Source organism: Demequina sediminis (assembly GCF_030296675.1).
Classification (GTDB): domain Bacteria; phylum Actinomycetota; class Actinomycetes; order Actinomycetales; family Demequinaceae; genus Demequina; species Demequina sediminis.
In genome coordinates, this window is sequence record NZ_AP027736.1 from 501474 (window position 1) to 524868 (window position 23395).

General features: G+C 71.7%; 21 protein-coding genes and 1 pseudogene. 10 read left to right on the forward strand and 12 right to left on the reverse strand.

Translation table 11 applies throughout. The features are described 5' to 3' along the window. The first annotated feature begins 91 nt into the window (after window positions 1–91). Window positions 92–1279: an LCP family protein gene (locus QUE44_RS02635; protein WP_286215723.1), complete on the forward strand. Its 1188-nt coding sequence runs from the start codon at window positions 92–94 to the stop codon at window positions 1277–1279. On the opposite strand, the gene QUE44_RS02640 is transcribed toward QUE44_RS02635, so the two are convergent. The 3 genes and pseudogenes from QUE44_RS02640 to QUE44_RS02645 all read right to left on the reverse strand — a co-directional run bounded on the left by QUE44_RS02640 (window position 1276) and on the right by QUE44_RS02645 (window position 4943). Continuing rightward, entirely contained in the window at window positions 1276–3252 is a 1977-nt protein-coding gene (locus QUE44_RS02640; RefSeq protein WP_491375251.1) for an HAD-IC family P-type ATPase, read from the reverse strand. The genes QUE44_RS02635 and QUE44_RS02640 overlap by 4 nt on opposite strands. Beyond that, entirely contained in the window at window positions 3168–4001 is an 834-nt protein-coding gene (locus QUE44_RS14475) for an HAD-IC family P-type ATPase (RefSeq protein WP_491375252.1), read from the reverse strand. Before QUE44_RS14475 ends, QUE44_RS02640 begins: the two co-directional genes overlap by 85 nt. Before the next feature lie 67 nt (window positions 4002–4068). Further along, a pseudogene (locus QUE44_RS02645) lies at window positions 4069–4943 on the reverse strand (oxygenase MpaB family protein). A gap of 215 nt (window positions 4944–5158) precedes the next feature. On the opposite strand from QUE44_RS02645, the gene QUE44_RS02650 reads away from it, so the two are divergent. Continuing rightward, window positions 5159–6562, forward strand: a complete 1404-nt coding sequence (locus tag QUE44_RS02650) for an O-antigen ligase family protein (RefSeq protein ID WP_286215725.1) — start codon at window positions 5159–5161, stop codon at window positions 6560–6562. On the opposite strand, the gene QUE44_RS02655 is transcribed toward QUE44_RS02650, so the two are convergent. Further along, entirely contained in the window at window positions 6559–6894 is a 336-nt protein-coding gene (locus QUE44_RS02655; RefSeq protein ID WP_286215726.1) for a thioredoxin domain-containing protein, read from the reverse strand. The genes QUE44_RS02650 and QUE44_RS02655 overlap by 4 nt on opposite strands. A gap of 203 nt (window positions 6895–7097) precedes the next feature. Between QUE44_RS02655 and QUE44_RS02660 the strand changes: the two genes are divergently transcribed. Both QUE44_RS02660 and QUE44_RS02665 read left to right on the forward strand, forming a co-directional pair. After that, a complete protein-coding gene (locus QUE44_RS02660) occupies window positions 7098–7589 on the forward strand; it encodes a MarR family winged helix-turn-helix transcriptional regulator (RefSeq protein ID WP_286215727.1) in 492 nt (163 codons plus the stop codon). A gap of 47 nt (window positions 7590–7636) precedes the next feature. Further along, window positions 7637–8656 carry a GmrSD restriction endonuclease domain-containing protein gene (locus tag QUE44_RS02665; protein WP_286215728.1) on the forward strand — a complete coding sequence of 340 codons (1020 nt, stop codon included), beginning with the start codon at window positions 7637–7639 and terminating at the stop codon, window positions 8654–8656. A 19-nt stretch (window positions 8657–8675) separates the two neighbouring features. On the opposite strand, the gene QUE44_RS02670 is transcribed toward QUE44_RS02665, so the two are convergent. From QUE44_RS02670 to map, 4 genes are all read right to left on the reverse strand, one after another. Next, window positions 8676–9461 (reverse strand): leucyl aminopeptidase family protein, encoded by a 786-nt coding sequence (locus QUE44_RS02670; protein ID WP_286215729.1) that lies wholly within the window; start codon window positions 9459–9461, stop codon window positions 8676–8678. Window positions 9462–9504: 43 nt separating this feature from the next. Beyond that, window positions 9505–9945, reverse strand: coding sequence for a DUF305 domain-containing protein (locus tag QUE44_RS02675; RefSeq protein ID WP_286215730.1), 441 nt, complete (start codon window positions 9943–9945; stop codon window positions 9505–9507). 68 nt (window positions 9946–10013) lie between these two features. Then, window positions 10014–11522 carry a polyphosphate--glucose phosphotransferase gene (gene ppgK / locus QUE44_RS13915; protein ID WP_350226878.1) on the reverse strand — a complete coding sequence of 503 codons (1509 nt, stop codon included), beginning with the start codon at window positions 11520–11522 and terminating at the stop codon, window positions 10014–10016. Next, on the reverse strand, window positions 11519–12316 hold the full coding sequence (map, locus tag QUE44_RS02690; protein ID WP_286215731.1) for a type I methionyl aminopeptidase: 798 nt from the start codon (window positions 12314–12316) through the stop codon (window positions 11519–11521). Before map ends, ppgK begins: the two co-directional genes overlap by 4 nt. A gap of 114 nt (window positions 12317–12430) precedes the next feature. On the opposite strand from map, the gene QUE44_RS02695 reads away from it, so the two are divergent. Further along, window positions 12431–12628, forward strand: a complete 198-nt coding sequence (locus tag QUE44_RS02695) for a hypothetical protein (protein ID WP_286215732.1) — start codon at window positions 12431–12433, stop codon at window positions 12626–12628. 154 nt (window positions 12629–12782) lie between these two features. On the opposite strand, the gene panB is transcribed toward QUE44_RS02695, so the two are convergent. Together panB and QUE44_RS02705 are read right to left on the reverse strand one after the other, a co-directional pair. Then, window positions 12783–13589, reverse strand: coding sequence for a 3-methyl-2-oxobutanoate hydroxymethyltransferase (gene panB, locus QUE44_RS02700; protein ID WP_286215733.1), 807 nt, complete (start codon window positions 13587–13589; stop codon window positions 12783–12785). A gap of 23 nt (window positions 13590–13612) precedes the next feature. Continuing rightward, a complete protein-coding gene (locus tag QUE44_RS02705; RefSeq protein ID WP_286215734.1) occupies window positions 13613–15259 on the reverse strand; it encodes an NAD+ synthase in 1647 nt (548 codons plus the stop codon). Window positions 15260–15333: 74 nt separating this feature from the next. On the opposite strand from QUE44_RS02705, the gene QUE44_RS02710 reads away from it, so the two are divergent. Genes QUE44_RS02710 through QUE44_RS02725 form a run of 5 tightly spaced genes read left to right on the forward strand, consistent with a single transcriptional unit; the run spans window position 15334 to window position 21473 of the window. Further along, window positions 15334–16668, forward strand: a complete 1335-nt coding sequence (locus tag QUE44_RS02710) for a glutamine synthetase family protein (RefSeq protein ID WP_286215735.1) — start codon at window positions 15334–15336, stop codon at window positions 16666–16668. Between the two features lie 2 nt (window positions 16669–16670). Further along, the gene (locus QUE44_RS02715; protein ID WP_350226879.1) at window positions 16671–19373 is read left to right on the forward strand and encodes a bifunctional [glutamine synthetase] adenylyltransferase/[glutamine synthetase]-adenylyl-L-tyrosine phosphorylase; all 2703 of its coding nucleotides are present in this window, start codon (window positions 16671–16673) and stop codon (window positions 19371–19373) included. Further along, window positions 19313–19669, forward strand: a complete 357-nt coding sequence (locus QUE44_RS13920) for a [protein-PII] uridylyltransferase family protein (protein ID WP_350226880.1) — start codon at window positions 19313–19315, stop codon at window positions 19667–19669. Before QUE44_RS02715 ends, QUE44_RS13920 begins: the two co-directional genes overlap by 61 nt. Continuing rightward, the gene (locus QUE44_RS02720; protein WP_286215736.1) at window positions 19666–20544 is read left to right on the forward strand and encodes a hypothetical protein; all 879 of its coding nucleotides are present in this window, start codon (window positions 19666–19668) and stop codon (window positions 20542–20544) included. The genes QUE44_RS13920 and QUE44_RS02720 overlap by 4 nt, the downstream gene beginning before the upstream one ends. A gap of 5 nt (window positions 20545–20549) precedes the next feature. After that, a complete protein-coding gene (locus QUE44_RS02725) occupies window positions 20550–21473 on the forward strand; it encodes a hypothetical protein (RefSeq protein WP_286215737.1) in 924 nt (307 codons plus the stop codon). Here QUE44_RS02725 and QUE44_RS02730 read toward each other — a convergent pair. Both QUE44_RS02730 and QUE44_RS02735 read right to left on the reverse strand, forming a co-directional pair. Further along, the gene (locus QUE44_RS02730) at window positions 21427–22326 is read right to left on the reverse strand and encodes a carbohydrate kinase family protein (protein ID WP_286215738.1); all 900 of its coding nucleotides are present in this window, start codon (window positions 22324–22326) and stop codon (window positions 21427–21429) included. The genes QUE44_RS02725 and QUE44_RS02730 overlap by 47 nt on opposite strands. Continuing rightward, window positions 22319–23356, reverse strand: coding sequence for a LacI family DNA-binding transcriptional regulator (locus QUE44_RS02735; RefSeq protein ID WP_286215739.1), 1038 nt, complete (start codon window positions 23354–23356; stop codon window positions 22319–22321). The genes QUE44_RS02730 and QUE44_RS02735 overlap by 8 nt, the downstream gene beginning before the upstream one ends. Window positions 23357–23395 lie beyond the last annotated feature (39 nt).

Here is a 23395-nt window from a genome sequence, read left to right on the forward strand (position 1 = left end):
TCGTGGCGCTGACGGCCGATGCCGTCCCTAGTCTTCCTGACGCGCGTGGCGTCGCTGTGGTTCCCGCGCGAACGCGAGATACCCTCGCGGGGTGAATGATGAGCCGCGCCGCCTCCCGCCGTCGGTCCCGCCGCGGGGCGACCGCGAGCGTCCCGGGGTCGCGCGGCCCGCCCAGCCGGTCCGCCGCGAGAGCGTGAGGCCCGCGCCCGCCGCCGCGTCACGCTCCCAGCACACGCAGCCTCCCGCACCCGCGCAGCGTCCCCAGGCCTCACCCCAGCGGCCGCAGCAGGCGCCCGCCCGCCCGGCCCCGGCATCGTCCCCTCGCCAGTCTCCGGCGCGCACGCGGCGCCGTCACCCGGTACGCCGCACGCTCGTCACTCTCCTGGTGCTTCTGCTCGCCGCGCTGGTGGTGTTCTGGATCTGGGTCGAGTCGCGCATCACCCACGTCGACGCGCTCAGCGGCGCCGCGAACACGGCGGGCAGCACCACGCTGATCGTGGGCTCCGACTCGCGCGAGGGCTTCGACAGCAACGACCCGACGGAGGGCGAGCGCACCGACACGATCATGGTGCTGCACCGGCCCGAGGACGGGCCGACCGCGCTCATCTCGATTCCGCGCGACTCCCTGGTCCAGATTCCCGGCTACGGCGACAACAAGATCAATGCCTCCTTCTCGTTCGGCGGACCGCAGCTGCTGGTGGCGACGGTCGAGCAGCACACGGGGCTGACGATCGACACGTATCTCGAGGTCGGGTTCACCGGAGTCGGGGGACTGGTCGACGCGATCGGCGGGGTCGAGCTTTGCTATGACGAGGACGTCGACGACTGGCGCTCGGGCATGCAGTGGGAGGCGGGCTGTCACGTCGCCGGGGGAGCGGACGCGCTCGCCTTCGCGCGCATGCGGTACTCCGACCCCCTGGGGGACATCGGCAGGGCGCAGCGTCAGCAGCAGCTGGTGTCCGCGGTGGCGGACACTCTCCTCAACCCGTCGACCGTGCTCAACCCGTTCACGCTCGTGCCGACAGTCGACGCCGGCCTTGACGCGTTCCGGGTGAGCGACGGCACCGGCGCCCTTGATCTGGCCCGCGTCGCGCTCGACTTCAACGCCGCGCGCGGTGACGACGCGATCACGGGCACGCCGCCGATCGCCGACATGGGCTACCGGGTCGACGGCGTGGGCTCGACCGTCCTGCTCGATCCCGACACGATCGATCAGTTCTGGGCGGACATCGCCGCGGGCACGCTCGAGCCGGGCTCCGTCGTGGGCGGGGTGGGCTAGGCGCGGTCTCGCGCGCGGTGGCGGGCCCGCGTGACCGCCTTCATCGCCTCGACCGCGAGGAAGACCACCACGGCGAACGCCGCGGCGAGACCCCATTCGCGCAGCCCGATGGGCGTGGACTGGAACGCGACGTGCATGAACGGCGCGTACGTGAAGAGGAGCTGGAAGGCGAGGAACGAGCCCGCGGCGACCCACAGCGCGCGGTTGCCACGCAGCACGCCGAGCGTGAGGCTGGACCGGCTGAGGAAGCGGCTGTTGAAGAGGTACGCGAGCTGACCGAGCACGAGGATCGTCACCGTGGTGGTCTGCGCGGTTTCCGCGCTCACTCCCCATCCGCGCACGATGAACGACACCGCGAGGGTCGCGCCGCCGATGATGAGCGATGCGATCACCACGTGCAGGAGTGCGGAACGTGACAGCACCGACCCCGCGCTGCCTCGCGGCGGCCGGTCCATGATGCCCGGCTCGGCCCGCTCGTATGCGAGCGCGAGGGACAGGGTGACACCGGTGACCAGGTTGACCCACAGGATCTGCACCGGCGCGAGCGGCAGCGTGAATCCCACCAAGATCGCGACGAGCACCACGAGCGACTGGGCGCCGTTGGTGGGCAGCAGGAACACGACCGACTTGCGGATGTTGTCGTAGATCCGGCGTCCCTCCTCGACCGCACGCTCGATGGTCGCGAAGTTGTCGTCGGCGAGCACGATGTCGGCGGCCTCCTTGGTGGCCTCGGTGCCCTTGATGCCCATCGCGATGCCCACGTCGGCGCGCGTGAGTGCGGGGGCATCGTTCACGCCGTCTCCCGTCATCGCGACCACCTCGTCGTGGCGTTGCAGCGCCCGCACGATCCTGATCTTGTGCTCGGGGCTGGTGCGCGCGTAGACGTCCACGTCTCGCACCACGGCCTCGAGGTCGGCGTCCGACATCGCCTCGAGTTCCGCGCCCGTGAGCGCACGCACCTCGCCCTGCGCGGGGGCGAGCCCCAGGTCGCGCGCGATCGCCGTCGCGGTGCCCACGTGGTCGCCGGTGATCATCTTCACGCGAATGCCCGCGCGGTGGCACTCGGCGATCGCCGCGACGGCCTCGGGCCGGGGCGGGTCGATGATCCCGAACACGCCCAGGAAGACCAGCCCCTCCTCGACGTGCTCGTGGTCCAGGATGTCGTCCTCGTGCTCCGCGGGCCGCTCCGCCGCGGCGAGAGTGCGCAGCCCCTGCTGCGCGAGGGAGTGGATGACGCCGTCCCAGTACGCGTGGTCGAGCGGCTCGAGGGTGCCGTCGGCGGTGCGCTGGAGGGCGCAGCGCTCGAGGAGGCGGTCGGGCGCGCCCATCGCGCGCACCATGCGGCCCGTGTGGGGGCCCTCGCCGGGCACCAGGTCGAGCGTCGCCATGTACTTGGTGTCCGACTCGAAGGGCAGCACCGCGAGGCGCTCGACACCCGCCGTGTCCGCGCCGGCCTTGAGCGCGAGCGAGACCACGGCGCCCTCGGTGGGCTGGCCGACCACGCGCCAGCGGCCGTCCTCCTCGACCACGCGGGCGTCGTTGCACGATGCCGCGGCGGCGACGAGTGCCGCGAGGTCGTCGTGCGCGGCGAGGGTCGCGACCTCGCCGTCGAGCAGAATGCGGCCCTCGGGCGCGTAGCCCTTGCCCTCGACGTCGTACGTCGCGGTGGCGGTTGCGACGTGGCGCACGACCATCTCGTTCGTGGTGAGCGTGCCGGTTTTGTCGGAGCAGATCGTGGTGACCGACCCCAGCGTCTCGACCGCGGTGAGCTTGCGCGTGATCGCGTGACGCCGCGCCATCTGCTGGACCCCGAGGGCGAGCGTCACGGTGACCAGCGCGGGCAGCCCCTCCGGCACCGCGGCGACCGCGAATCCGATCGCGGCCGAGATCAGGTCCGCCCACGCGAACTGATGCACCACGTAGCCCACCACGAGCATGAAGACGGCCATCCCGAGGATGCCCCACGCGAGCATCGTCCCGAACTGCGCGAGCTGGCGTGCGAGGGGGTGTCGAGCTGGTCGGCCTCGGACACCATCTGCTGGATGCGCCCGATCTCGGTACCCGAGCCGGTCGCGGCGACTACGCCGATCCCGCTTCCCGCGGAGACGATGGTCCCCGAGTACAGCATCGACGCGCGGTCGCCCACGCCCGCGTCGTGCTCGACGGGATCGACCTGCTTGACCGAGGGCACCGACTCTCCCGTGAGGGCGGCCTCGTCGACCTGAAGGTTGGTGGCCTCGAGAATGCGCAAGTCGGCGGGCACGCGCGCGCCCGAGCGCAGCCGCACCACGTCGCCGGGGACCAGGTCCTCGGCATCGACCATGGCCCACTCGCCGTCGCGGCACGCCTGCGCGTCGAGCGACAGCATCTGACGGATCCCGTCGAGCGCCTTCTCCGCCTGGCCCTCTTGGATGAAGCCGACCGCGGCGTTGATGACGGCCACCGCGAGGATCACCCCGAAGTCGATCCAGTCGCCCAGGAGCGCCTTGAGCACCGCCGCCGCGAGCAGGATGTAGATGAGCACGTCCTGGAAGTGGCCCAGGATGCGCCGCAGCACGCTGGGACGCTCGGGGGCGGGCAGCCGATTGGGCCCGTGCGACTCGAGGCGGCGGGCGGCCTCCTCGGCGGTGAGTCCCGAGGGCGTGCTCTCGAGGGCGTCGAGGACCGCGCGGGCGGGCTTGGCGTGGACGGCGGGTGCGGGGGAGGCGGGTGTCACTGTCATGGGTCGAGCCTCGCACGAAACGGCGGGAGGCGGGAACGATGCCCGAGGCAGGGGACGATGCGCGGCGTCAGTCGACGTGGCTCGTGGGTCGCATGTCCTGCGTTCCCCACCGAATCGCGCGGGTCGCGAGGCCGCCGGCGAGCGGACCGACGGCGCGGGTGACGCGGCCGTCGAGGCCGAGCTCCGTGCGCGCCCAGCGGGGGAGGAGGGCGACGGCGCCGGAGGCGAGCGGCGCATAGCCGAGCCGCGCTCCGCGGCCCAGCGGCGGCTCGTGCAACAGGAAGCGCGCGGCGTCGAGCGCCGCGGGCGTCGCCGCGAGCTCGGGGCGGTAGCGCACGATCGCAGCGTGGAGTTCCGCGACGGTCACGGGGACGTCCGTCGCGCCCAGCTCGCGCGCGACCCGGGCGGACTGCGCGACGTACTCGTCCGCACCGGCGGGGGACAGCGGGCGCGCGCCGTAGCGCTGGTGCGCGGCGAGGAACGAATCGGCCTCGGCGACGTGCACCCACGTGAGGAGGTGCGGATCGTCCGCGCGGTAGGGGCGCCCGTCGGGCGCCTTCCCCGCACCCGCGCGTGGATCGCGCGGATCCGTGCGACCGTCTCCGCCGCATCGTCCTGGGTGCCGAACGTGGTGAAGGCGAGGAAGGTCGCGGTGCGCGCGAGCCGTCCCCACGGGTCCCCGCGATAGCCCGAGTGGCCCGCGACCCCTGCCATCGCGAGGGGGTGGAGGGATTGCAGGAGTAGCGCGCGCAGGCCGCCCACGTACATCGACGCGTCGCCGTGCACGCGACGGATCGCGGCGCCGGGAGGAAACCACCGCGGGCCGGGGGTGTCGTGGACGCGCGAGCGGATGGCGGGGCCGTCCTGGCCGCCGACGCGAGCGAACAGCGCGCTGCCCAGTCGCTCGCGCGCCCGCGCGATCGGTCGGGAGGTGGCGGCCATGGTGCCAGTATCACCCGCTCCGGGTGGCCCACGAGACCCCTGGCAGCGGGGCCCCTTGAGGTCACGACTGGGTCACGACCGGGGTGCGGTCGCGCGGGTATGCGGGGGTGCGCCCGTACGATGGAGCGCCGGTCTCGCTGAGTGGGGAGCCCCTGAGGCCGTGCGTCACGCCCGCCTTGCCGGCCGTCGCCGGGCACGTCGCCCGGGGAAGGAGAGTGAGCGGACCGATGGTGTCGACCCGTCTCGCCGAGCTGTGGGAGCGCAGCAAGCATCCGCGCCCGCGCGCCTGGGTCGCGGCCTGGACCGTGTTCCTGCTCTTCTCCGGCCAGGGGCTGCGCTATCTGCTGGGCATTCCGCTCTACACCCTGCTGGTCATCGCGACCGTCGGGGTCGTGCTCGTGTCGTATCGCGGGTTCGTACGCCGGGTCAACGTGCCGCCGCTGGTTGCGATGTTCACCTCGCTTGCCGCGCTGTCCGTGCTGTGGTCCCAGACGCGTGTGGTCACGGCGCTCGCGGCCGGGGTGCTCGCGATCACCACCGTGATCGCGGTGCTGGTCGCGCGCGGCACCAGCCGCGGCCAGTTTATGGCCGCCTTGTACCGCGGGCTCCAGGCGAGCCTCGTGGTCGGAGTGCTCTTCGAGCTGTTCGTGGCGATCGTGATCCGCGGCCCGCTCGCACCGCTCGCGACGGACCTGTCGAGCGTCGCCAAGGTCGATGCCGCGGGTCAGCCCATCAAGTGGTCCCAGGGGCTGCTGTTCGAGGGCGGACCCATCCAGGGGTTCGTGGGCAACCGCAACCCCTTCGCGGCGATCGCGCTGTTCGCTGCGATCGTGGCGGTGATCCTGCTGCTGGAGCGCCGCGTGCGCCCCGTCGACGGGTACGTCACGCTCGCGCTCGCGCTGCTCGTGCACCTGCTCACGGAGTCCGCGACGGTCACGGTCGCCGGGATCTACCTCGCGGGACTGGGGATCGCTGCGCTGCTGATCCGCCGCGCGCGGCCGTCACTCAAGCGGCGGCTGTCCTTCGCGGTGCTGGCGTGCACCGCGCTGGTCGCGGTGCTCACGCTCAAGTACCGCGCCGAGATCTTCGCGATGTTCGACCGCAGCCCCGACGCCTCGAACCGCACGCGCATCTGGGACGAGGTCGTGGCTCACGCGTGGCAGCGCCCCGAGGGCTGGGGCTACGTGGGGTACTGGCCCATCTGGGAAGAGCCCTACCGCGGGATCGTCGACCGCGTGGGCGTCATGGCGACGCATGCGCACAACGCGTTCCTCGACGCATGGTTCCAGTTGGGCGTCATCGGGGCCGTGCTGCTCCTGGTGATGGTGGTGCTGTCCTTCGGAAGCGCGTGGCGACTCGTCGAGCGCGCCGGCTTTGGCGACACCTACATCCCGCTGGGCTGGGCCGTGCTCACCGCGGCTCTCGCGCTCCAGGCGCTCACCGAGTCGCGGCTGCTCGTCGAGGGCGGCTGGTTCTTGCTGGTCGTCCTGTACTGCTCGGGCCCTGGCGTGTTCACGCTGTCGATCGTCGATCCCGAGCTGGTGCACACGGGGGCGCCGCCTGGCGATGCTGCCCAGGCGGACGACCCCGTCGACGTGCTGACCCGGCGCTACCCCTAGGAGCGCTCGCCGCGCACCGCGGCGACCGTCTCGGCGGAGTCGAAGCTGCCCAGCGGTACCGTCGCGTACCGGGCGTAGAGCACCCTGCCGCCGTCCACCACGTAGGTGCCTGACTGCTGCAGGCCCATGCGCACGAACAGCCCGAGGGCAGCATGGGCGGTCTCCGACGCGACGATCCGACCGGCAAGCGCGGGATGACGCCGCTCGACGGAGGCGGCCTCGGAGGCGTCTCCCGGCACTATCACGAGCGGGACACCGATCTCGCCCGCCGCCGCCATCCGGGTGAGGTGGCGAAGGTGCTGGTGGCACACCGGGCACGTCGCGGTGCGCATGAGATAGAGGACCGTGGGGACGATGCCGCGAAGGCGTCGAGGCTCGTGGGCTCGCCCGTCGGGCTCACCAGGGTGAGGGTCGGCAGCGTGGCCCCGGCGGTGAGGGGCGCGGATAGGGTGGACATCGGTTCTCTGTTCGTGAGATGAGCAGGCAGCCTGCATAACAGGGCAGGGCGCCTGCGTATTCCCCGTGGTGAAGGGCCGTGGACGAGGCGGGAGGGCGCATGACGTACGAGGCGGAGCTGGCGGCGTTCGCCGCGGCGATCGACCAGGACATCGCGCGCCTGCTCATGGCGGCCTCGAGCGCGGTCAACGCGCGGGCGCTGGCCGCGCTGGACCCCGACGGCACCTCGGGGGTGCGCGTCGCTCACGTCCCCGTGATCGCCTCCCTCGATGCCCACGGCAGCCGCGTCGCGGACCTCGCCGCGCGCATCGGCCACACTTGCCAGTCCGTCGCCGCGCTCGTGAGGGATCTCGAGCGCGCGGGGATGGTGGCCCTTGAGCCGGATCCCACGGACCGGCGGGCAACCCTGGTGACGCTCACGGCCGACGGCGCCGCACTGTGCGCCAAGGCAACCGAGATGATGCGGTCCGCCGAGCACGCGTGGCGGGACGAGCTCGGCGACGCGACCGTCGACTCGCTGCGTGCGACGCTGCGCAGGCTCGCCGCGGACGGAGCCGACTCGCCGGGCTGACGGTGTGGCGCGTCCCGCTTGGACGCGCGGCTCGATACGTTCTCCTGATGCTGAGGACACCCCTGGTTCGCGCGCGCCGTGGCGTGCCCGCCGTGGCCGCGCTCGTGATCGCGGGGGCGATGGCGCTGTCCGCGTGTGCGCAGCCCGCGACTCTGGCGGTGGGGGCGCAGCCGGGCCCGACCCGGGCGGTGGCCTCCCCGTCGGCGTCGCCCGCCACGCCCACCGTGCCCGTCTCCGCCACGCCGACCCCCGCTGCGCCCACGCCCACCGCGGGTCCGTCGGCGGGGACGGCGGAGGCCGCCGCGCTCGAGCTCACCGTGAAGGGGCGCGCCCCAAAGACCGGCTACTCGCGCGAGCAGTTCGGGGACGGCTGGGTGGACGTGGACCGCAACGGGTGCGACACCCGCAACGACATGCTCGGGTTGCGCCTGAGCGAGACCGTCATGTCGGGGCCGTGCCGCGTGCTCGAGGGCACGCTCGAGGACCCCTTCACCGGCGCGACCCTGCGCTTCGTGCGTGGGGGAGACAGCGAGGTCGACATCGATCACCTGGTGGCGCTGTCCGACGCGTGGCAGAAGGGCGCCGCGACCTGGGAGTTCGCCCAGCGCGTCGCATTCGCCAACGATCCGCTCAACCTCGAGCCGGTCGACGCCGGACAGAACAGGGCCAAGGGCGACGGCGACGCCGCGACGTGGCTACCCCCGAACAGGGACTTCCGCTGCACGTATGTCGCGAGGCAGGTGGCGGTGAAGGCCAAGTACGGCGTCTGGGTCACGCAGGCCGAGCTCGACGCGATGCTGCGCGTGCTCGGGACGTGCCCGGGAGAGCCGCTGCCCGCACCGGGCGACCAGCCGGTCCTCGCGGACAACGTCGGTCGGGCACCATCGGCGCCCGCGGAGCCGTCCTCCGACACCGACGCCTCGGCGGACCCCGTCTCCGAGCCCGACCCCGACATGGGGACGTGCACGGCCGCGAAGGCCGCCGGATACGGGCCGTACGTGCGCGGCGAGGACGTCGAATACGGGTACTACCGCGACGGAGATTCCGACGGCACCGTCTGCGAGTAGCGGCGCGTGAGGAGCGCCGCTACGACGCGGTGAAGACCCTCGCGACGCCCGCGAGGAGCCGCGCGCCGAAGCCGGTCGCCCCGACCGAGCGCCACGAGCCGTCGGCCTCGGCCTGCATCGTGCCGGCGATGTCGACGTGCGCCCACGGGGTGTCACCCACGAACTCCGCCAGGAACAGCGCCGCCGTGGTGGCGCCCGCGTGGGGTCCGCCCAGGTTCGCGATGTCCACGATCCCGTCCACGCCCTCCTCGACCGCGAGCGCGAGGGCGTCCATCATGACCAAGCGGCCCTCGGCATCGGTGTTCTTCACCTCGACCGTCGTGCCGTTGTGCGCGATGAGCACGTCGCCCAGCTTGGTCGCGGTGCCCGACGGCATGTTGTCGGTGCACATGAGCCAGCCGGTGACCGTCGCGGTCGCGCCCTGGTCCCTCAGCGCCGTGAACGCGCCCAACACCGCCGCGGCGCCGCCCATGTCGATCTTCATGAGCAGGTGCATCGGGTCGGACGGCTTGAGGCTGATGCCTCCCGAGTCGTACATGATGCCCTTGCCGACGAGCCCCAGGTGGCCGGTCGACTCGCCCTTGGGCGTGTAACGCAGCACGATCATGCGCGGCTCCTCGGCGCTGCCGGCGTTGACGCCCAGCAGCCCGCCGTAGCCCATCCGGGTGAGCTGCTCGCGGTCGAAGGACTCGACCTCGAAGCCGAACTCGGCGCCCAGCTCCGCGGCCACGCCCGCGAGGTCGGTCGCGGTGAGGAAGCCGGCGGGGGAGTTGCCCAGGTCGCGCGAGACCACGGTCGCGCGCACGCCCACGAGTCCTGCCGCGATGCGCGCCGCTCGCGGTGCCCTCCTACTCGTCGAGCATGCGCTGCATCTGGGCGATCTCGTCGCGTTGGGCCTCGATGATCTGGTCGCACAGACGCTCGATCTCGGGGTCGGTGATGCTCGCCTCCTCGCACACCAGAATCGCGCGCGAGTGGTGGGGAATCATCGAGTAGAGGAACGCATCGTTGCCCACGAATGCCTCGGTGCGTGCGAAGAGGATCCCCGTGACGAAGAGGCCGGTGAACCCCACCAGCAGCCCGATGTTGAGGCGTCGGGACGGGTACATCCCCCACATCACGACGAGCATGATGACCCCCATCGCGCTCACGCCGATGAGGCTGATGTAGAGGTTGCTGAGGTTCGGGTAGGCGTGGCTCCACTGGTCGGACTGAATCAGGCTGAACGCGAACATCACGATGAAGCTCGCGGTGAGCGCGATCGCCAACTTGAGGTACGGCTTGCTCATGCTTGTCCTCCCTTGCGTCTCGTAGGAGACAAGGGGAGGGGAGCCTGCGGTATTCCGCGGCTCCGGCGTCAGCGAACCTCGAGACCCGCCATTCGGGTCGCGAGGCGTGCCTCGAGCCCGGAGCGCACGGCGGGCCACTCGCGGTCGAGGATCGAAAAAACCACGGTGTCGCGCAGCGTGCCGTCGTGCCACACCTGATGCTGGCGCAGCACGCCGTCCTGGTGGGCGCCCAGCCGCGCGATCGCGGCGCGGGACTGGTGGTTGTGCCAGTGCGTGCGGAGCTCGACCGCGATGCACCCGAGCACGTCGAACGCCCGCTCGAGGAGAAGGAGCTTCATCGCGGGGTTGATGCCCGTGCCGTGCGCGTCGCGGCCGAGCCACGTGCTGCCGATCTCGAGCCGGCGGTGGTGTTCATCGAGATGCAGGTAGGTGGTCATGCCCACCGCGCGTCCGGTCGCGGCGTCGACCACGGCCCACGGCGCGACCTCGCCGCGGGCCTGCGCCGCGAGCCGCGCCTCGATCTCCGCGACCATCTCATCGGGCGAGGGAATGCGCGTGTACCAGGTGCGCCACAGCTCGCCGGGCGTCACGGCATCGGCAAGGTCGTCGCGGTGGGACTGGGACAGCGGCTCGAGACGCGCGAGCGCATGCTCGAGGACTGGGGTGGCAGAGAAGGACATGGGGACGATGCCTGGGTCGGGTCGGGTCGTCTCAGGCGCCGGCGGCGGGGGCGTCGCCTGGGCGGCCTTGGCCGCGGCCTTCGCAGCCTTCTTGGCCGCGTCCTTGGCGGACTTCTCGGCGGCCTTGGACTCGTCCTTCTCCCGCCGCGTCGACACCGCTGCCGCGGCGGCGGCGCCGACGATTCCGGCGCCGTTGAGCAGCTCGGCAGGGATGATGGGCGCGCGCAGGCGCAGCTTGGGCAGGAACATGTGGTGCGACTTGGAGACGCCGCCGCCCACGATGATGAGGTCCGGCCAGAGGAGCCGCTCCATCTCGGAGTAGTACTTCTGCAGCTGCTCGATCCACTGCTCCCAGTCGTAGCCGTGGCGGTCGCGTGCCGACTCCGCCGCACGGTCCTCGGCATCGTGACCGTCGATCATGATGTGGCCGAGCTCGAGGTTGGGTACCAGGGTGCCGTCGACGATCATCGCGGTGCCGATTCCGGTGCCGAGGGTCGTCATGAGGATCGAGCCCGACCGGCCGTGTGCCGCGCCGTACTTGAACTCGCCGTAGCCCGCGGCGTCCGCATCGTTGAGCACGTGGACGTCGTGGCCCGCATAGTCCCTGATGATCGCGCGAAGGTCCGTGCCGATCCAGCTGTCGTCGACGTTCGCGGCCGTCTTGACGATCCCGTGCTGCACCACCCCGGGAAAGGCCACGCCGATCGGGACCTTGGTGGGCGGGTTGAACTTGGTGATGACCTTGGCGACCGTGCGCGCGATCGCGTCGGGCGTCGAGGGCTGGGGCGTGGGGATGCGGTAGCGCTCCTCGAGGAACTCACCCGTCCTGAGGTCGACGGGCGCGGCCTTGATGCCCGTTCCTCCGATATCGACTCCGATGGCGATGTGCTTGCTCATGGCAGCGTGAGAACCTCCGGTCCGGTCTCCGTGATGACGATCGTGTGCTCGAACTGCGCGACCCACGAGCCGTCGCTGGTGACGACCGTCCAGCCGTCGTCCCACTCGTGGTTCTCCTCGGAACCCATGCACAGCATCGGCTCGACGGTGAAGACCATGCCGGGCTCGATGATGTCGGCGTGATGCGGAGCCGCGTCGTAGTGGGGGATCACGAGGCCGGTATGGAAGGCGGGTCCCACCCCGTGGCCCGTGTAGTTGCGCACGGACTCGAAGCCGTGTCGCGTCGCGTACTTCTCGATCACGCGCCCGATCACGTTGACCGCGCGGCCCGGCTGGGCGGCCTTGATGCCGCGCATCATCGCCTCGTGGGTGACCTCGACCAGCCTGGTGGCGTCGGCGGAACCCTCGCCCGCGATGAACGAGCCGCAGTTGTCGCCGTGCACGCCGCCCTTGAAGGCGGTGATGTCGACCTTGACGATGTCGCCCTCCTCGATCACGGTCGAGTCGGGGATGCCGTGGCAGATGACCTCGTTGACCGAGGTGCACAGTGCCTTGGGGAACGCCGGGCGGCCCGCGGCTCCCGGATAGCCCAGGGTCGAGGGGTATGCGCCGTGGTCGAGCACGAACTCGTGGCCGATCCTGTCGAGCTCGTCGGTGGTGACGCCGGGCACGACGTGGCGGCCGACCTCCGCGAGGGCCTGCGCGGCGATCTTCGCGCTCACCCTGATGCGGTCGATGGTCTCGGCGTCGTGAACGTCACCGCCGTTCCACAGCGTCGCGCGCTTCTTGCCCACGTACTCGGGCCGGGCGATCCCGGCGGGGACCTCGCGGAGGGGGACACGGTGCCCTTGGAGATGCTTTCGCGGACGGGGCTCATGCCTGGCAGTCTATTCACGGAGGCGATGCCCATGTCCAACGACGATGATCAGCCGGTCGAGTACTACTTCAACACGCGCACGCGAATGGTCGAGAAGGGCCGGGTCAGCTCCTGGGAGCACCTGATGGGTCCGTACCCGACCGCCGAGGAGGCCGCGGGTGCGCTTGAGATCGCCAAGGCCCGCAACGACACGTGGGACGACGATGACGACTGGGGAGACGACTCGTAGCCACGGCCGCGCCTCGGCCCCGCGACCACGCCGCCCCCCGCGCGCTTTCGTAAGTCACACATCTGGCGCCACGTGGGTCCGTGTCTGAGCACGAATCGCCGCGCACCCGGCCTCAGATGTGTGACTTGCGGCAGGGGAACGAAAGGGCAGAGCCTCAGCTCTCGAACGTGTGCTCCGGACCAGGGAAGGTCACGGACTTGACCTCGCCCACGTAGCCGGCCGCGGCATCGGTCATCGCCTTGCCCACGGCCCCAAACTGCTTCGAGAAGCTCGGGTGCCAGTCGCCCACGCCGGCCATGTCGAGCCACACGAGCACCTGGCCGTCCGTGTCCGGCCCGGCCCCGATCCCGATCGTGGGGATCTCGAGCGCCTCGGTTACGGCCCTAGCTGCTGGCGCGATCACCATCTCGAGCACCACCGCGAAGGCTCCGGCCTCCTGCAACGCGAGCGCATCGGCGACCAGCTCCTCGACCCCGTGCTCGCCGCGACCCTGGATGCGGCGTCCGCCCAGCGCGTTCTCGCTCTGCGGAGTGAAGCCCAGGTGGCCGCAGAACGGGATGCCGGCATCGGTCACGGCCTTGACCTGGCGAGCGATGCGGCGCCCGCCCTCGAACTTGATCGCCTGCGCGCCCGACAGCTTCATCATGCGAATCGACGACTCGACGGCCTGCTCGGGCGAGATCTCGTACGACCCGAAGGGGAGATCGGCGACCACGAAGGCGTGCTCGGCACCGCGAACGACGGCCCGCGCGAACGGGATCATCTCGTCGAGAGTGAGCGGCACCGTGGACTCGAGGCCCAGCATGTTGTCGCCCAGCGAGTCGCCCACGAGCAGCATGTCGGCGCCGCCGGCGTCGAAGGCCCGTGCGGTGGGGAAGTCGTACGCGGTCAGCATGGCGATCTTCTCGCCTCGCTGCTTCATCTCCTTGAAGTGGTGGATCCTGACCTTCTTGCGGCTCATGGCTCCACCTTCTCACGCGCGGACTACTGGGACGGTTCGCGCCAGCGGTTAGTGACGGGTAGGCGGCGGTCGCGCCCAAACGCGAGCGCGGTGACCTTGGGGCCCAGCGGGTACTGGCGTCGCTTCCACTCGGCCCGGTCCACGAGCGCGAGCACGCGGTCCACGACGGCGGGGTCGAAGCCGCGCGCCAGCAACTCCGCGCGGCCCTCGGCGTGCTCGACATACGCGTCGAGGACCTCGTCGAGGAGCTCGTACGGGGGCAGCGAGTCCTGGTCCGTCTGGCCCGGACGGAGCTCGGCCGAGGGCGGCTTGGTGATCGAGTTCTCGGGGATCGGCGGGGTCTCGCCACGCGATGCTGCGAGGGCGTTGCGCCACCGCGCCAGGTCCCACACGCGCGTCTTGTCGACGTCCTTGAGCGGCGCGAAGCCGCCGATGCTCCCCGCGTCGTAGATGGTCGCGTAGCCGGTCGCGAGCTCGGACTTGTTGCCCGGGGCGATCACCAGGTGGCCCTCGGCATTGGACACGCCCATGAGGATCACGCCGCGCAGTCGCGCCTGCAGGTTTTCCTCCGCGACGCCGTCGAGCGGGAGCTGCGCCTGGAAGGCCTCGACCAGCGGTGCGATGGGCTGCACGCGGTAGTCCGCGCCGATGCGCGCGCACAGGTCCGCGGCATCGTCCCGTGAGTGCTGGGAGGAGAAGGAGGACGGCATGGACACGCCCACCACGTTCTCCCCGCCGATCGCGTCGGCCGCGATTGCGGCCGTCAGTGCGGAGTCGATCCCGCCGGACACGCCCAGCACGATCGACCGGAAGCCGTTCTTTCGCACGTAGTCGCGCAGTCCGGTCACGCACGCGCGGTACACCTGCTCGTCGTCCGACGCGAAGTCGACCACGTCGCCGCGCGAGGCCGGCGCGCCCGCGGCGGGCAGGTCCCACATCAGCAGCGCGTCCTCGAAGCCGGGGGCGTTGGCGAGCCATGTCCCGTCGGCGCCCACGACGAACGTGTGGCCGTCGAAGACGAGGTCGTCCTGGCCACCCCACAGGTTGACGTACGCGAGCGGCGCGCCGACCTCGGCGGCACGGCGGCGCGCGAGCTCCGTGCGGACGCGACCCTTGCCCTCCTCGAACGGCGACCCGTTGAGCACGAGCAGCAGGTCGATCCCGGACCCGGTGAGCTGGGCGACCGGCCCGCCGTCCTGCCAGATGTCCTCGCAGATCACTATCCCGATGCGGGAGTCGCCCGCGGAGACGATGCACGCGTCCTCACCGGCGGCGAAGATCCGGCGCTCGTCGAAGACGCCGTAGTTGGGAAGGTGGTGCTTGTTGTAGCGCGCCGTCACAGCGCCGCCGGAGAGCACCACGGCCTGGTTGAAGGGCAGCCCGGAGCGGGACACCCCGAGCGTGCCGAGGATCACCATGAGATCGCCGTGACCCTCGGCCGCGAGCGTGGCCGCGATCTGCTCGACCGCGGCCGCGGCTGCGCGCTGGAAGCTCTCGCGCAGCGCGAGGTCCTCGATCGGGTAGCCCGTGACGACCATTTCGGGGAACGCGATCACGCTCGCGCCCTGGGCGTGTGCCGCGCGACACGTGTCGAGCACAAGAGCGGTGTTACCTGCGATGTCGCCCACGCAGGGGTTGACCTGGGCGAGAGCGATGCGAGCGTTGACCATGCGCCAAGCCTAGGGCGCGCGGCGCGCGGGACCAGGACACACGTTCGTCACGTTGATGAGGCAGGATAGGCGCCATGGACAAGCAGCAGGAATTTGTGCTTCGCAGCGTCGAGGAGCGCGACATTCGCTTCATTCGCCTCTGGTTCACCGATGTTCTCGGGATCCTCAAGTCGGTGGCGATCGCGCCCGCCGAGCTCGAGAACGCGTTCGCCGAGGGAATCGGGTTCGACGGCTCCGCCGTCGAGGGCCTGACGCGCGTGTACGAGGCAGACATGATCGCCAAGCCCGATCCGGCGACGTTCCAGATCCTGCCGTGGCGCGGCGAGCGTCAGGGCGCCGCACGCATGTTCTGCGACATCTTCACCCCCGACGGCGAGCCCGCGATGTCCGACCCTCGCCAGGTGCTCAAGCGCACGCTCGACAAGGCGTCCTCGCAGGGCTTCAGCTTCTACACGCACCCCGAGATCGAGTTCTACCTCTTTAAGCAGTTCGAGCGGGGCGAGCAGCCGGTGCCCGTCGACCGCGCGGGCTACTTTGACAACGTGCCGCGCGGCACCGCCCACAACTTCCGCCGCGAGGCCATCACGATGCTCGAAAACATGGGTATCTCGGTCGAGTTCAGCCACCACGAGGCCGGCCCGGGTCAGAACGAGATCGACCTGCGCTACGCGGACGCGCTCACCACCGCGGACAACATCATGACGTTCCGCACGGTCATCAAGGAGGTCGCGCTCGAGCAGGGCGTCTTCGCCTCCTTCATGCCCAAGCCGCTGTTCGAGGCGCCGGGATCGGGCATGCACACGCACCTGAGCCTCTTCGAGGGCGACCGCAACGCGTTCCACGAGTCCGGCGCGGAGCTGGGGCTCTCCCAGGTGGCGCGCCAGTTCATGGCCGGACTGCTGCGCCACGCCCCGGAGATCACCGCGATCACCAACCAGTACGTCAACTCGTACAAGCGGCTGTGGGGCGGCGCCGAGGCGCCCTCGTACGTGTGCTGGGGGTCGAATAACCGCTCGGCCCTGGTCAGGGTGCCCGTGCACAAGCCGGGCAAGAGCCAGTCGACGCGCGTCGAGTACCGCGCGATGGACTCCGCCGCGAACCCGTACCTGGCCTTCGCGGTGCTGCTCGCCGCCGGGCTCAAGGGCATCGAGGAGGGTCTCGAGCTGCCCGAGGGTGCCGAGGACGACGTGTGGGAGCTGTCGAACGCCGAGCGCCGCGCGATGGGCTACGAGCCGCTGCCCACCTCGCTCGCCGAGGCGATCGTGGAGATGGAGCGGTCGGAGCTGGTCGCGTCGACGCTGGGGGAGAGGGTGTTCGACTTCGTGCTGCGCAACAAGCGCGCCGAGTGGGAGTCGTACCGCGCCCAGGTGACGCCCTACGAGCTCGACACCTACCTCTCCGTCCTGTAGGCGTGGGCGCACGGGAGGTCTCCCTCACCACGCTGCTGCGGCGCGCGGGCGTCGCGGATCCCTCGCGTGCGGAAGGGTTGATCGGCGAGATCCTCGCCGTCACCGGAATCGAGTTCGACGACCCCGCGACCGCCGTGTCCTACCTCGCGGATCCCGATGCCGGCCTGCTGCAGTTGCTGCGGCTCGCGGAGTCGGCGAGGGACGCCGGCCACCTCGACGTGCTGGTACGTCTCGCGGGCACCGCCGCAGGCGCGCGGCTGGGCGTGCTGCTGGGTGGTTCGCTCGCACTCGGTGACTTCCTTGTCCGCCATCCCGAGCTGATCGCCGACTTCGAGCGCTGGCCGGTGGGTGAGGAGCTCGCCGCGGTCGACGTGAGGGGCGACCTGCTCGCCGCCGTCGGGGCCGATCCCGAGGCCGATGCCCCGGTGGCGTCCGTGGGCGGCGCGGCCGGCCATGCGGCCATGCGTGTCGCGTACCGGCGCGCGCTGCTGCGCATCGCGGCCGAGGACCTCTTTGCCCGGTCGCCGGCCACGCTCATGCCCGACGTGAGTGCCGCGCTGGCGGACCTCGCAGGCGCCGCTCTCGAGGCGGGCCTCGCGATCGCGCGTCACGACGAGCCCGATCACGCCGCCACCCGCCTCGCGATCATCGCGATGGGCAAGTGCGGCGCGCGCGAACTCAACTACGTCTCCGACGTGGACGTCATCTACGTCGCGGAACCCGCGGAGGGCGTCGAGGACGACCGCTCGCTGCGCGTCGCGACCCGCCTCGCGGTCGCGGCGGCGAGGGCCTGCTCGAGCATGGGGGTCGAGCCCGCGCTGTGGGAGGTCGACCCCAATCTGCGTCCCGAGGGCCGCGACGGGCCGCTGGTCCGCAACCTCGCCTCGCATCTGGCGTACTACGAGCGCTGGGCGCAGACCTGGGAGTTCCAGGCGTTGCTCAAGGCCCGCGCGGTCGCGGGAGACCGCGAGGTGGGCGAGCGCTACGTCGAGCAGACCCGGCCGCTCGTGTGGAATGCGGTCGAACGCGAGGGGTTTGTCGAGTCGGCGCAGGCGATGCGCCGCCGCGTCGAGGAGCACGTGCCGCTGCAGGAGGCGGGCAGGCAGATCAAACTCGGCCCCGGCGGACTTCGCGACGTCGAGTTCACGATTCAGCTCCTGCAGCTCGTCCACGGCCGCGCGGACGAGTCGCTGCGCGTGCGCGGCACGCTCGACGCCCTCGCGCGTCTGCGCGCGGGCGGCTATGTGGGCCGTCCCCAGGCCGCCACCATGGACCGCTCGTATCGCCAGCTGAGGGTGTGGGAGCATCGGCTGCAACTGCGCAAGCTCACCCGCACCCACCTCATGCCGGCCGCGGATCAGGACCGCCGCGTCCTGGCCCGCGCCTCGGGTTTCGCGACGGTCGAGTACATGGACGAGGTCTGGGCGGACATCCGCAGGGACGTGCGCGCGATGCATCTGGAGATGTTCTACCGGCCCATCCTGCCCGTGGTCGCGAGGCTCAGCGCGGACGAGGCACGGCTGGACGATGCCGCCGCGCGGGCGCGCCTCGGGGCCGTCGGGTTCGTCGATCCCGCGGGTGCGTACCGGCACATCAGCGCGCTCACCGAGGGGATGTCGAGGTCCGCGGCAATCCGCCGCCAACTCATGCCCGCGATGATCGGCTGGTTTGCGCAAGGTGCCGACCCCGACGCGGGTCTGCTCGCGTTCCGCCAGCTCTCCGAGCAGCTCAGCGACACGCAGTGGTACCTCAAGCTGCTGCGCGACTCCGGCACCGCGGCGCAGCGCCTCGCGCGCGTGCTATCGACGTCGCCCTACGTCGCGAAGGCCCTGCTCGCCTCCGGAGAGGCCGTCACGTGGCTCGACCGCGACGAGGACCTCGAGCCGCGCGACTATGCGCGCCTGTGGGGAGAGGCCGACGCGATCCTGCGTCGCTCGAACGATCCGGTGCAGGCGGCCGTCGCGCTGCGCGGGCTGCGCAGGCGCGAGCTCGCGCGCATCGCGGCGGCGGACGTGTTGGGCATGGTCAATGCCGCCGATGCCGCGATGGCGGTGTCGCACACCGCTGACATGCTCATCGAGGGCGGTTTACGCATCGCGACGCGCGTGGTCGCGGATGCGAGGGGACTCGAGGCGCTGCCGATTCGCTTCTCCGTGGTCGCGATGGGGCGCTACGGCGGCCTCGAGATGGGCTACCTGTCCGATGCCGACGTCCAGTTCGTGTGGGACGGGGACTCGCCCGACGGCCAGGCAATCGCCGTTCAGCTGGCCCAGGAGCTGCGTTCGATCCTGCAGCGCGTGGGACCGCAGCCGCCCCTCTCCATCGATGCCGACCTCCGCCCCGAGGGGCGCGGCGGACCCCTCGCGCGCTCGCTCGCCTCGGCGACGGACTACTACAAGCGGTGGTCGGACCCGTGGGAGGCGCAGGCGCTGCTGCGCGCGCGACCCGTGGCGGGGGACACCGACCTGTCCGCCGCGTTCGTCGCGATGGTCGACGGCGTGCGGTACCCGACGGCTCTGCCTGCGAGCGCGCTCAAGCAGATGCGCACGCTCAAGGCGCGCATGGAGGCCGAGCGCCTGCCGCGTGGGATCGACCCCCGCCGCCACCTCAAGCTCGGGCCGGGGGACTCTCCGACGTCGAGTGGGTGGTCCAGCTCATGCAGTTGCGCCACGGGCACGCGCACGCGGAGCTGCGCACGACCGTGACGCTCGAGGCGCTGTCCGCGGGCACCCGCCTGGGGCTGATCACTGATGGCGACGCCGAGACTCTGCGTGACGCGTGGGTGCTCGCGACCAACCTGCGCGGCGCGCTCGCGCTGCGGGGCAACGCACGCGACACGGACGTGCTGCCAGGCGACGTGCGCGAGCTGGGCGTGCTGGCCGAGATCCTTGGGATGAGGGTGACGGGCGCGGAGCTCGACGAGCGCTACTCGCGCGCGGCCAGGCTCGCGCGCGCCGTGACCGAGCGGCTGTTCTTCGGTTGGGACGAGTCCCGGCGATGAAGATCCTGCGCACGCTCGTCTCCGCGCTGCTGATCGTGGCTGGGGCGGTGTCGATCGCGCTGTGGGCCGTGAGCGGGGTCGTGGTGAGTGCCGTCGAGGACGGCACGGCCGTGCGCACCATCGCGACCGCGGCGCTCGAGGAGCCCGCGGTGGTCGAGGCGATCGGCGCCAGCCTGGGCGATGCCGCCGTGGAGGGGCTCGCGGACGCGGGCCTCGACCTCGCGGTGGTGGGCCTCGACGCGCCGCTGCGGGAGCTGGTGGCGGGTGCGGCGCGCACGCCCGAGTTCCGGCAGGCGCTGCTGGCGCAGGTGGACGATGCGCGGGTTCAGTTCGCGCGTGAACTCACCGCCGAGGACCGCGCGCCGGCGCCGCTCGTCATCACGGTGGACGCGAGCGGCTACGTCAACGGTCAGATCGCGACCCTGCCCGTCGTGGGCGCCGCGGCGCCGCAGCTCGAGCTCGCCCCCGTGCCCGTCACGGTGATGAGCGAGGAGCGCTTCGAGGACACGCGGCGCGCGTACGACGTCGCGCAGTTCGCGCACCGATGGGGGCTGTGGGTGGGCCTCGGCCTGTTCCTCCTGGGCCTGATCGTGTCGCCGCGCACGCGGTGGTTCCTGGCCAAGGCGGGTCTTGCCGTGGCGGTGCTCGCGGGAGCGGCATGGATCGCGCTCGAGGTGTGGGGGCTCGAGACGATCGCCGGGGCCCTCCCGGGCGGCGCGGACGGTCCTGCCGGCACCGCGCTGTCGGCCATCGTCACCGCGGAGACCGTGCCGGTGCTGCAGGAGCGACTCATCACGGTGGGCGCGGCGGCGGCGGGTGTCGGTAGTGTCGCTCTCATGATCGCCCTGGTGCGCCGTCCTCGGTCACCACGATGACGCGCGTGCGGCCGGCGTTCGCGGCCCTCGCCGCGGTGGTGGGCATCCTCTGCGTGCTGCTGGGACTCGTCGCCGGACGGGTCGACCGCGCGGTGACGTCGGGGGAGGCCGCGCGCACCGTCGCGACGGCCGCCCTCGCGGACGCCGATGTCGTGGCCCAGGCCTCGCAGGCGATCGCCAGGGCGGCGGTCGCCCAGGGACAGGAGCTCACGGATTCGCGCGCGGGCGACCTCGCGATCGCCGCACTCCAGGGGCCGCTCGAGAGCTTGGCCGCCCAGGTGTTGTCCTCTGACCAGGTGCGCACCGCGGTGGCGGCCGGCATCACGCGCGTCGAGACGCGGCTGGTCGACGAGCTGACCGCGCGCGAGCGGGCCACGGCCCCGTTCACCGTGGGAGTCGACATCGGGGCCGAGCTCAACGCGCGCCTCGACGAGGTCCCCGTGGTCGGCGCGTTCGCTCCCGACCTCGAGATCGCGCCGGTCGAGGTCGAGGTGGTGGATGCCGCCACGTTCGATCAGGTGCGCACCGCGTACGCGGGTATTCGCTTCGCCGGTGACTGGCTCGCGTGGATTGGCGCCGCGCTGCTCGCGGTCGGCATGGCGCTGTCGCGCAGGCGTGCGCGCTATGCGGGCTGGAGCGTGCTGGGACTCGCGGTGGGCGCGCTCGCCGTCGCCTTCGCGGTGGGTGCGGTCGCGCCGCGCGCGCTGGCCTCCGCGATGCCAGGAGGCGAATCCGGCGGACTCGGCGCGTTCGTGTCGACGTTCCTGTCGGACTCGGGCCTCGCCGGGCTCACGGACCTCATGATGCAGGTGGGAATCGTCACGCTCGTGGCGGCGATCGTCGCGCTCGTGATCGACCGCAGGCGAGGCGCCGCGCGGGACGTCAGCGGCGCGGGGTCTCGAGCAGAGGCGACAGTTCGGGGCTCGTGACCGCGCGCGCCGCCTGCGCGGCGCCTGCCTCGAGCGCCTCCCACAGCGCGTCGCCCACGAGCGCCGCGGCCCCACCATGGCGCAGCGCGAAGCCCATCACCCCCGCCGCGAACGCATCGCCCGCCCCGTTGGGATCGACCACGGTCACGCGCGGGGCGTCGGCACGAGCGAAGGAACCGTCCGCCCCCACGGCGATCGCGCCGCGGGAACCGAGCGTGCAGATCGCGAGGCGCGCGCCGCGCTGGATCGCGGCGCGCAGGAACGACTCGGCGTCCTCGACCGCGTCGTCGTTGATGATGACGGCGTCGGCGACCTCGAGGAACGGCAGCGCGTAGCCGCCGACGCCGTCGTGGTCGTGGGCGTCGACCCACACCTCGCGGCCCATCGCCGAAACCTCGGGAATGAGCGCGCGCGAGAGCTCGGCGAGGTCGAGGAACACGGCACGAGCGTGCCCGAGCGCCTTGCGCGCGGTCGCCCGCGCTCCTCTCATCTCCTCCGGATCGACGGCGCCCGCGCCGTGCAGGTAGATCGACAGTCGCTCTCCGCGCGGCGTCATGAGATTGAGGTGACGCTCGCTCGGCCCGGTGGTGCGCACCGCCTGCACATCGACCCCGCACCCCGCGAGACGGTCCATGAGGTCCTCGCCCAGGGCATCGTCCCCACGCGTGGTGAGCAGCAGCGTGCGTACCCCGAGGTCGGTGAGGTGGAGCGCCTTGCCCGCGGAGGTGCCGCCCATCGCCTCGCGCGTCGAGCGCGCCATCACGGTGTGGGGGACGGGGGAGGGAAGGGCGTCGAGCTCGACGATCGTGTTCTCGCTCGTGGGCCCGATGACGAGGACGTCGGGTTCAGTCACGCCGTCGCACCGGCGGGACGGCCGTGGACTTGCGCACGTGCAGGTTGTACGGGAGTGCGCGGTTGGCATGACCCTCGGCCGCCGTGTCCTGGCGCAGCTCGGCGAGCAGCGCGAGCGCCGCGAGCCGGCCTTGTTCGACGGGATGCTGGTCCACCGTGGTGAGCTCGAAGAACGCGCCCAACTCGTGTCCGTCGATGCCGACCACCGACAGGTCCTCGGGGACGCGCAGGCCGAGCGAGCGCGCCGCGAGGACCGCGCCGATCGCCATCTCGTCCGATGCCGCGAAGATCGCGGTGGGGCGCAGGCGAGGGTCGCCCAGGATCTGCAGCGTCGCCTGGTGGCCGCCCTGGATCGTGAAGTCGGCCGCGAGGCGCATCGCGGGATCCGGGGTGACCCCCACGGCGATGAGCGCGTCCTCGTAGCCCTGGCGCCGGTGGGCGGGCATGTGGAAGTCGAGGTCGAAGCCCTCGGAGCCGCCGATGTACGCGATGCGGCGGTGGCCCAGCGAGGTGAGGTGCGAGGTCGCGAGCTCGGCGACGGCGCGGTCGTCGATGCTGAGCGTCGTGACGTCCTCGAGCGGACCGCCGAGACCCACCATGGGCTTGCCCAGGTCGTGGATGCGCGTGAGTTCCTCGGCGGTGAGCTCGAGCGAGACCGCGATGAACGCGTCCACGCGCTTGCGCATGAGGAACTCCTCGAACAGGCGCTGTCGCCTGCGCGGATGCCGCGTCGTGTCCTCGAGGTGATAGAGCGTGAGGTCGTAGCCCGCGTCGGCGAGCGCGCGGTGCGCGCCCTTGAGAACGCTCGCGTAGTACCAGCTGCCCAGGAAGGGCATCACCATGCCCACGTTGCGGGTGCGGCCGGAGGCGAGCGACGATGCCGTCGCGGAGGCGACGTAGCCCAGTTGCCGCGCGGCATCCTCGACCCGCTGGCGCGTAGCGGCTGAGACCGTCGACTTGCCCGCGAGGGCGCGCGAGACGGTCGCCGTCGAGACGCCCGCCAGTTCCGCGACCCGCTGGATCGTCGCCACCCTCGGCTCCTCTCGACGTGTGCGCGCCGCCGCGCGCCC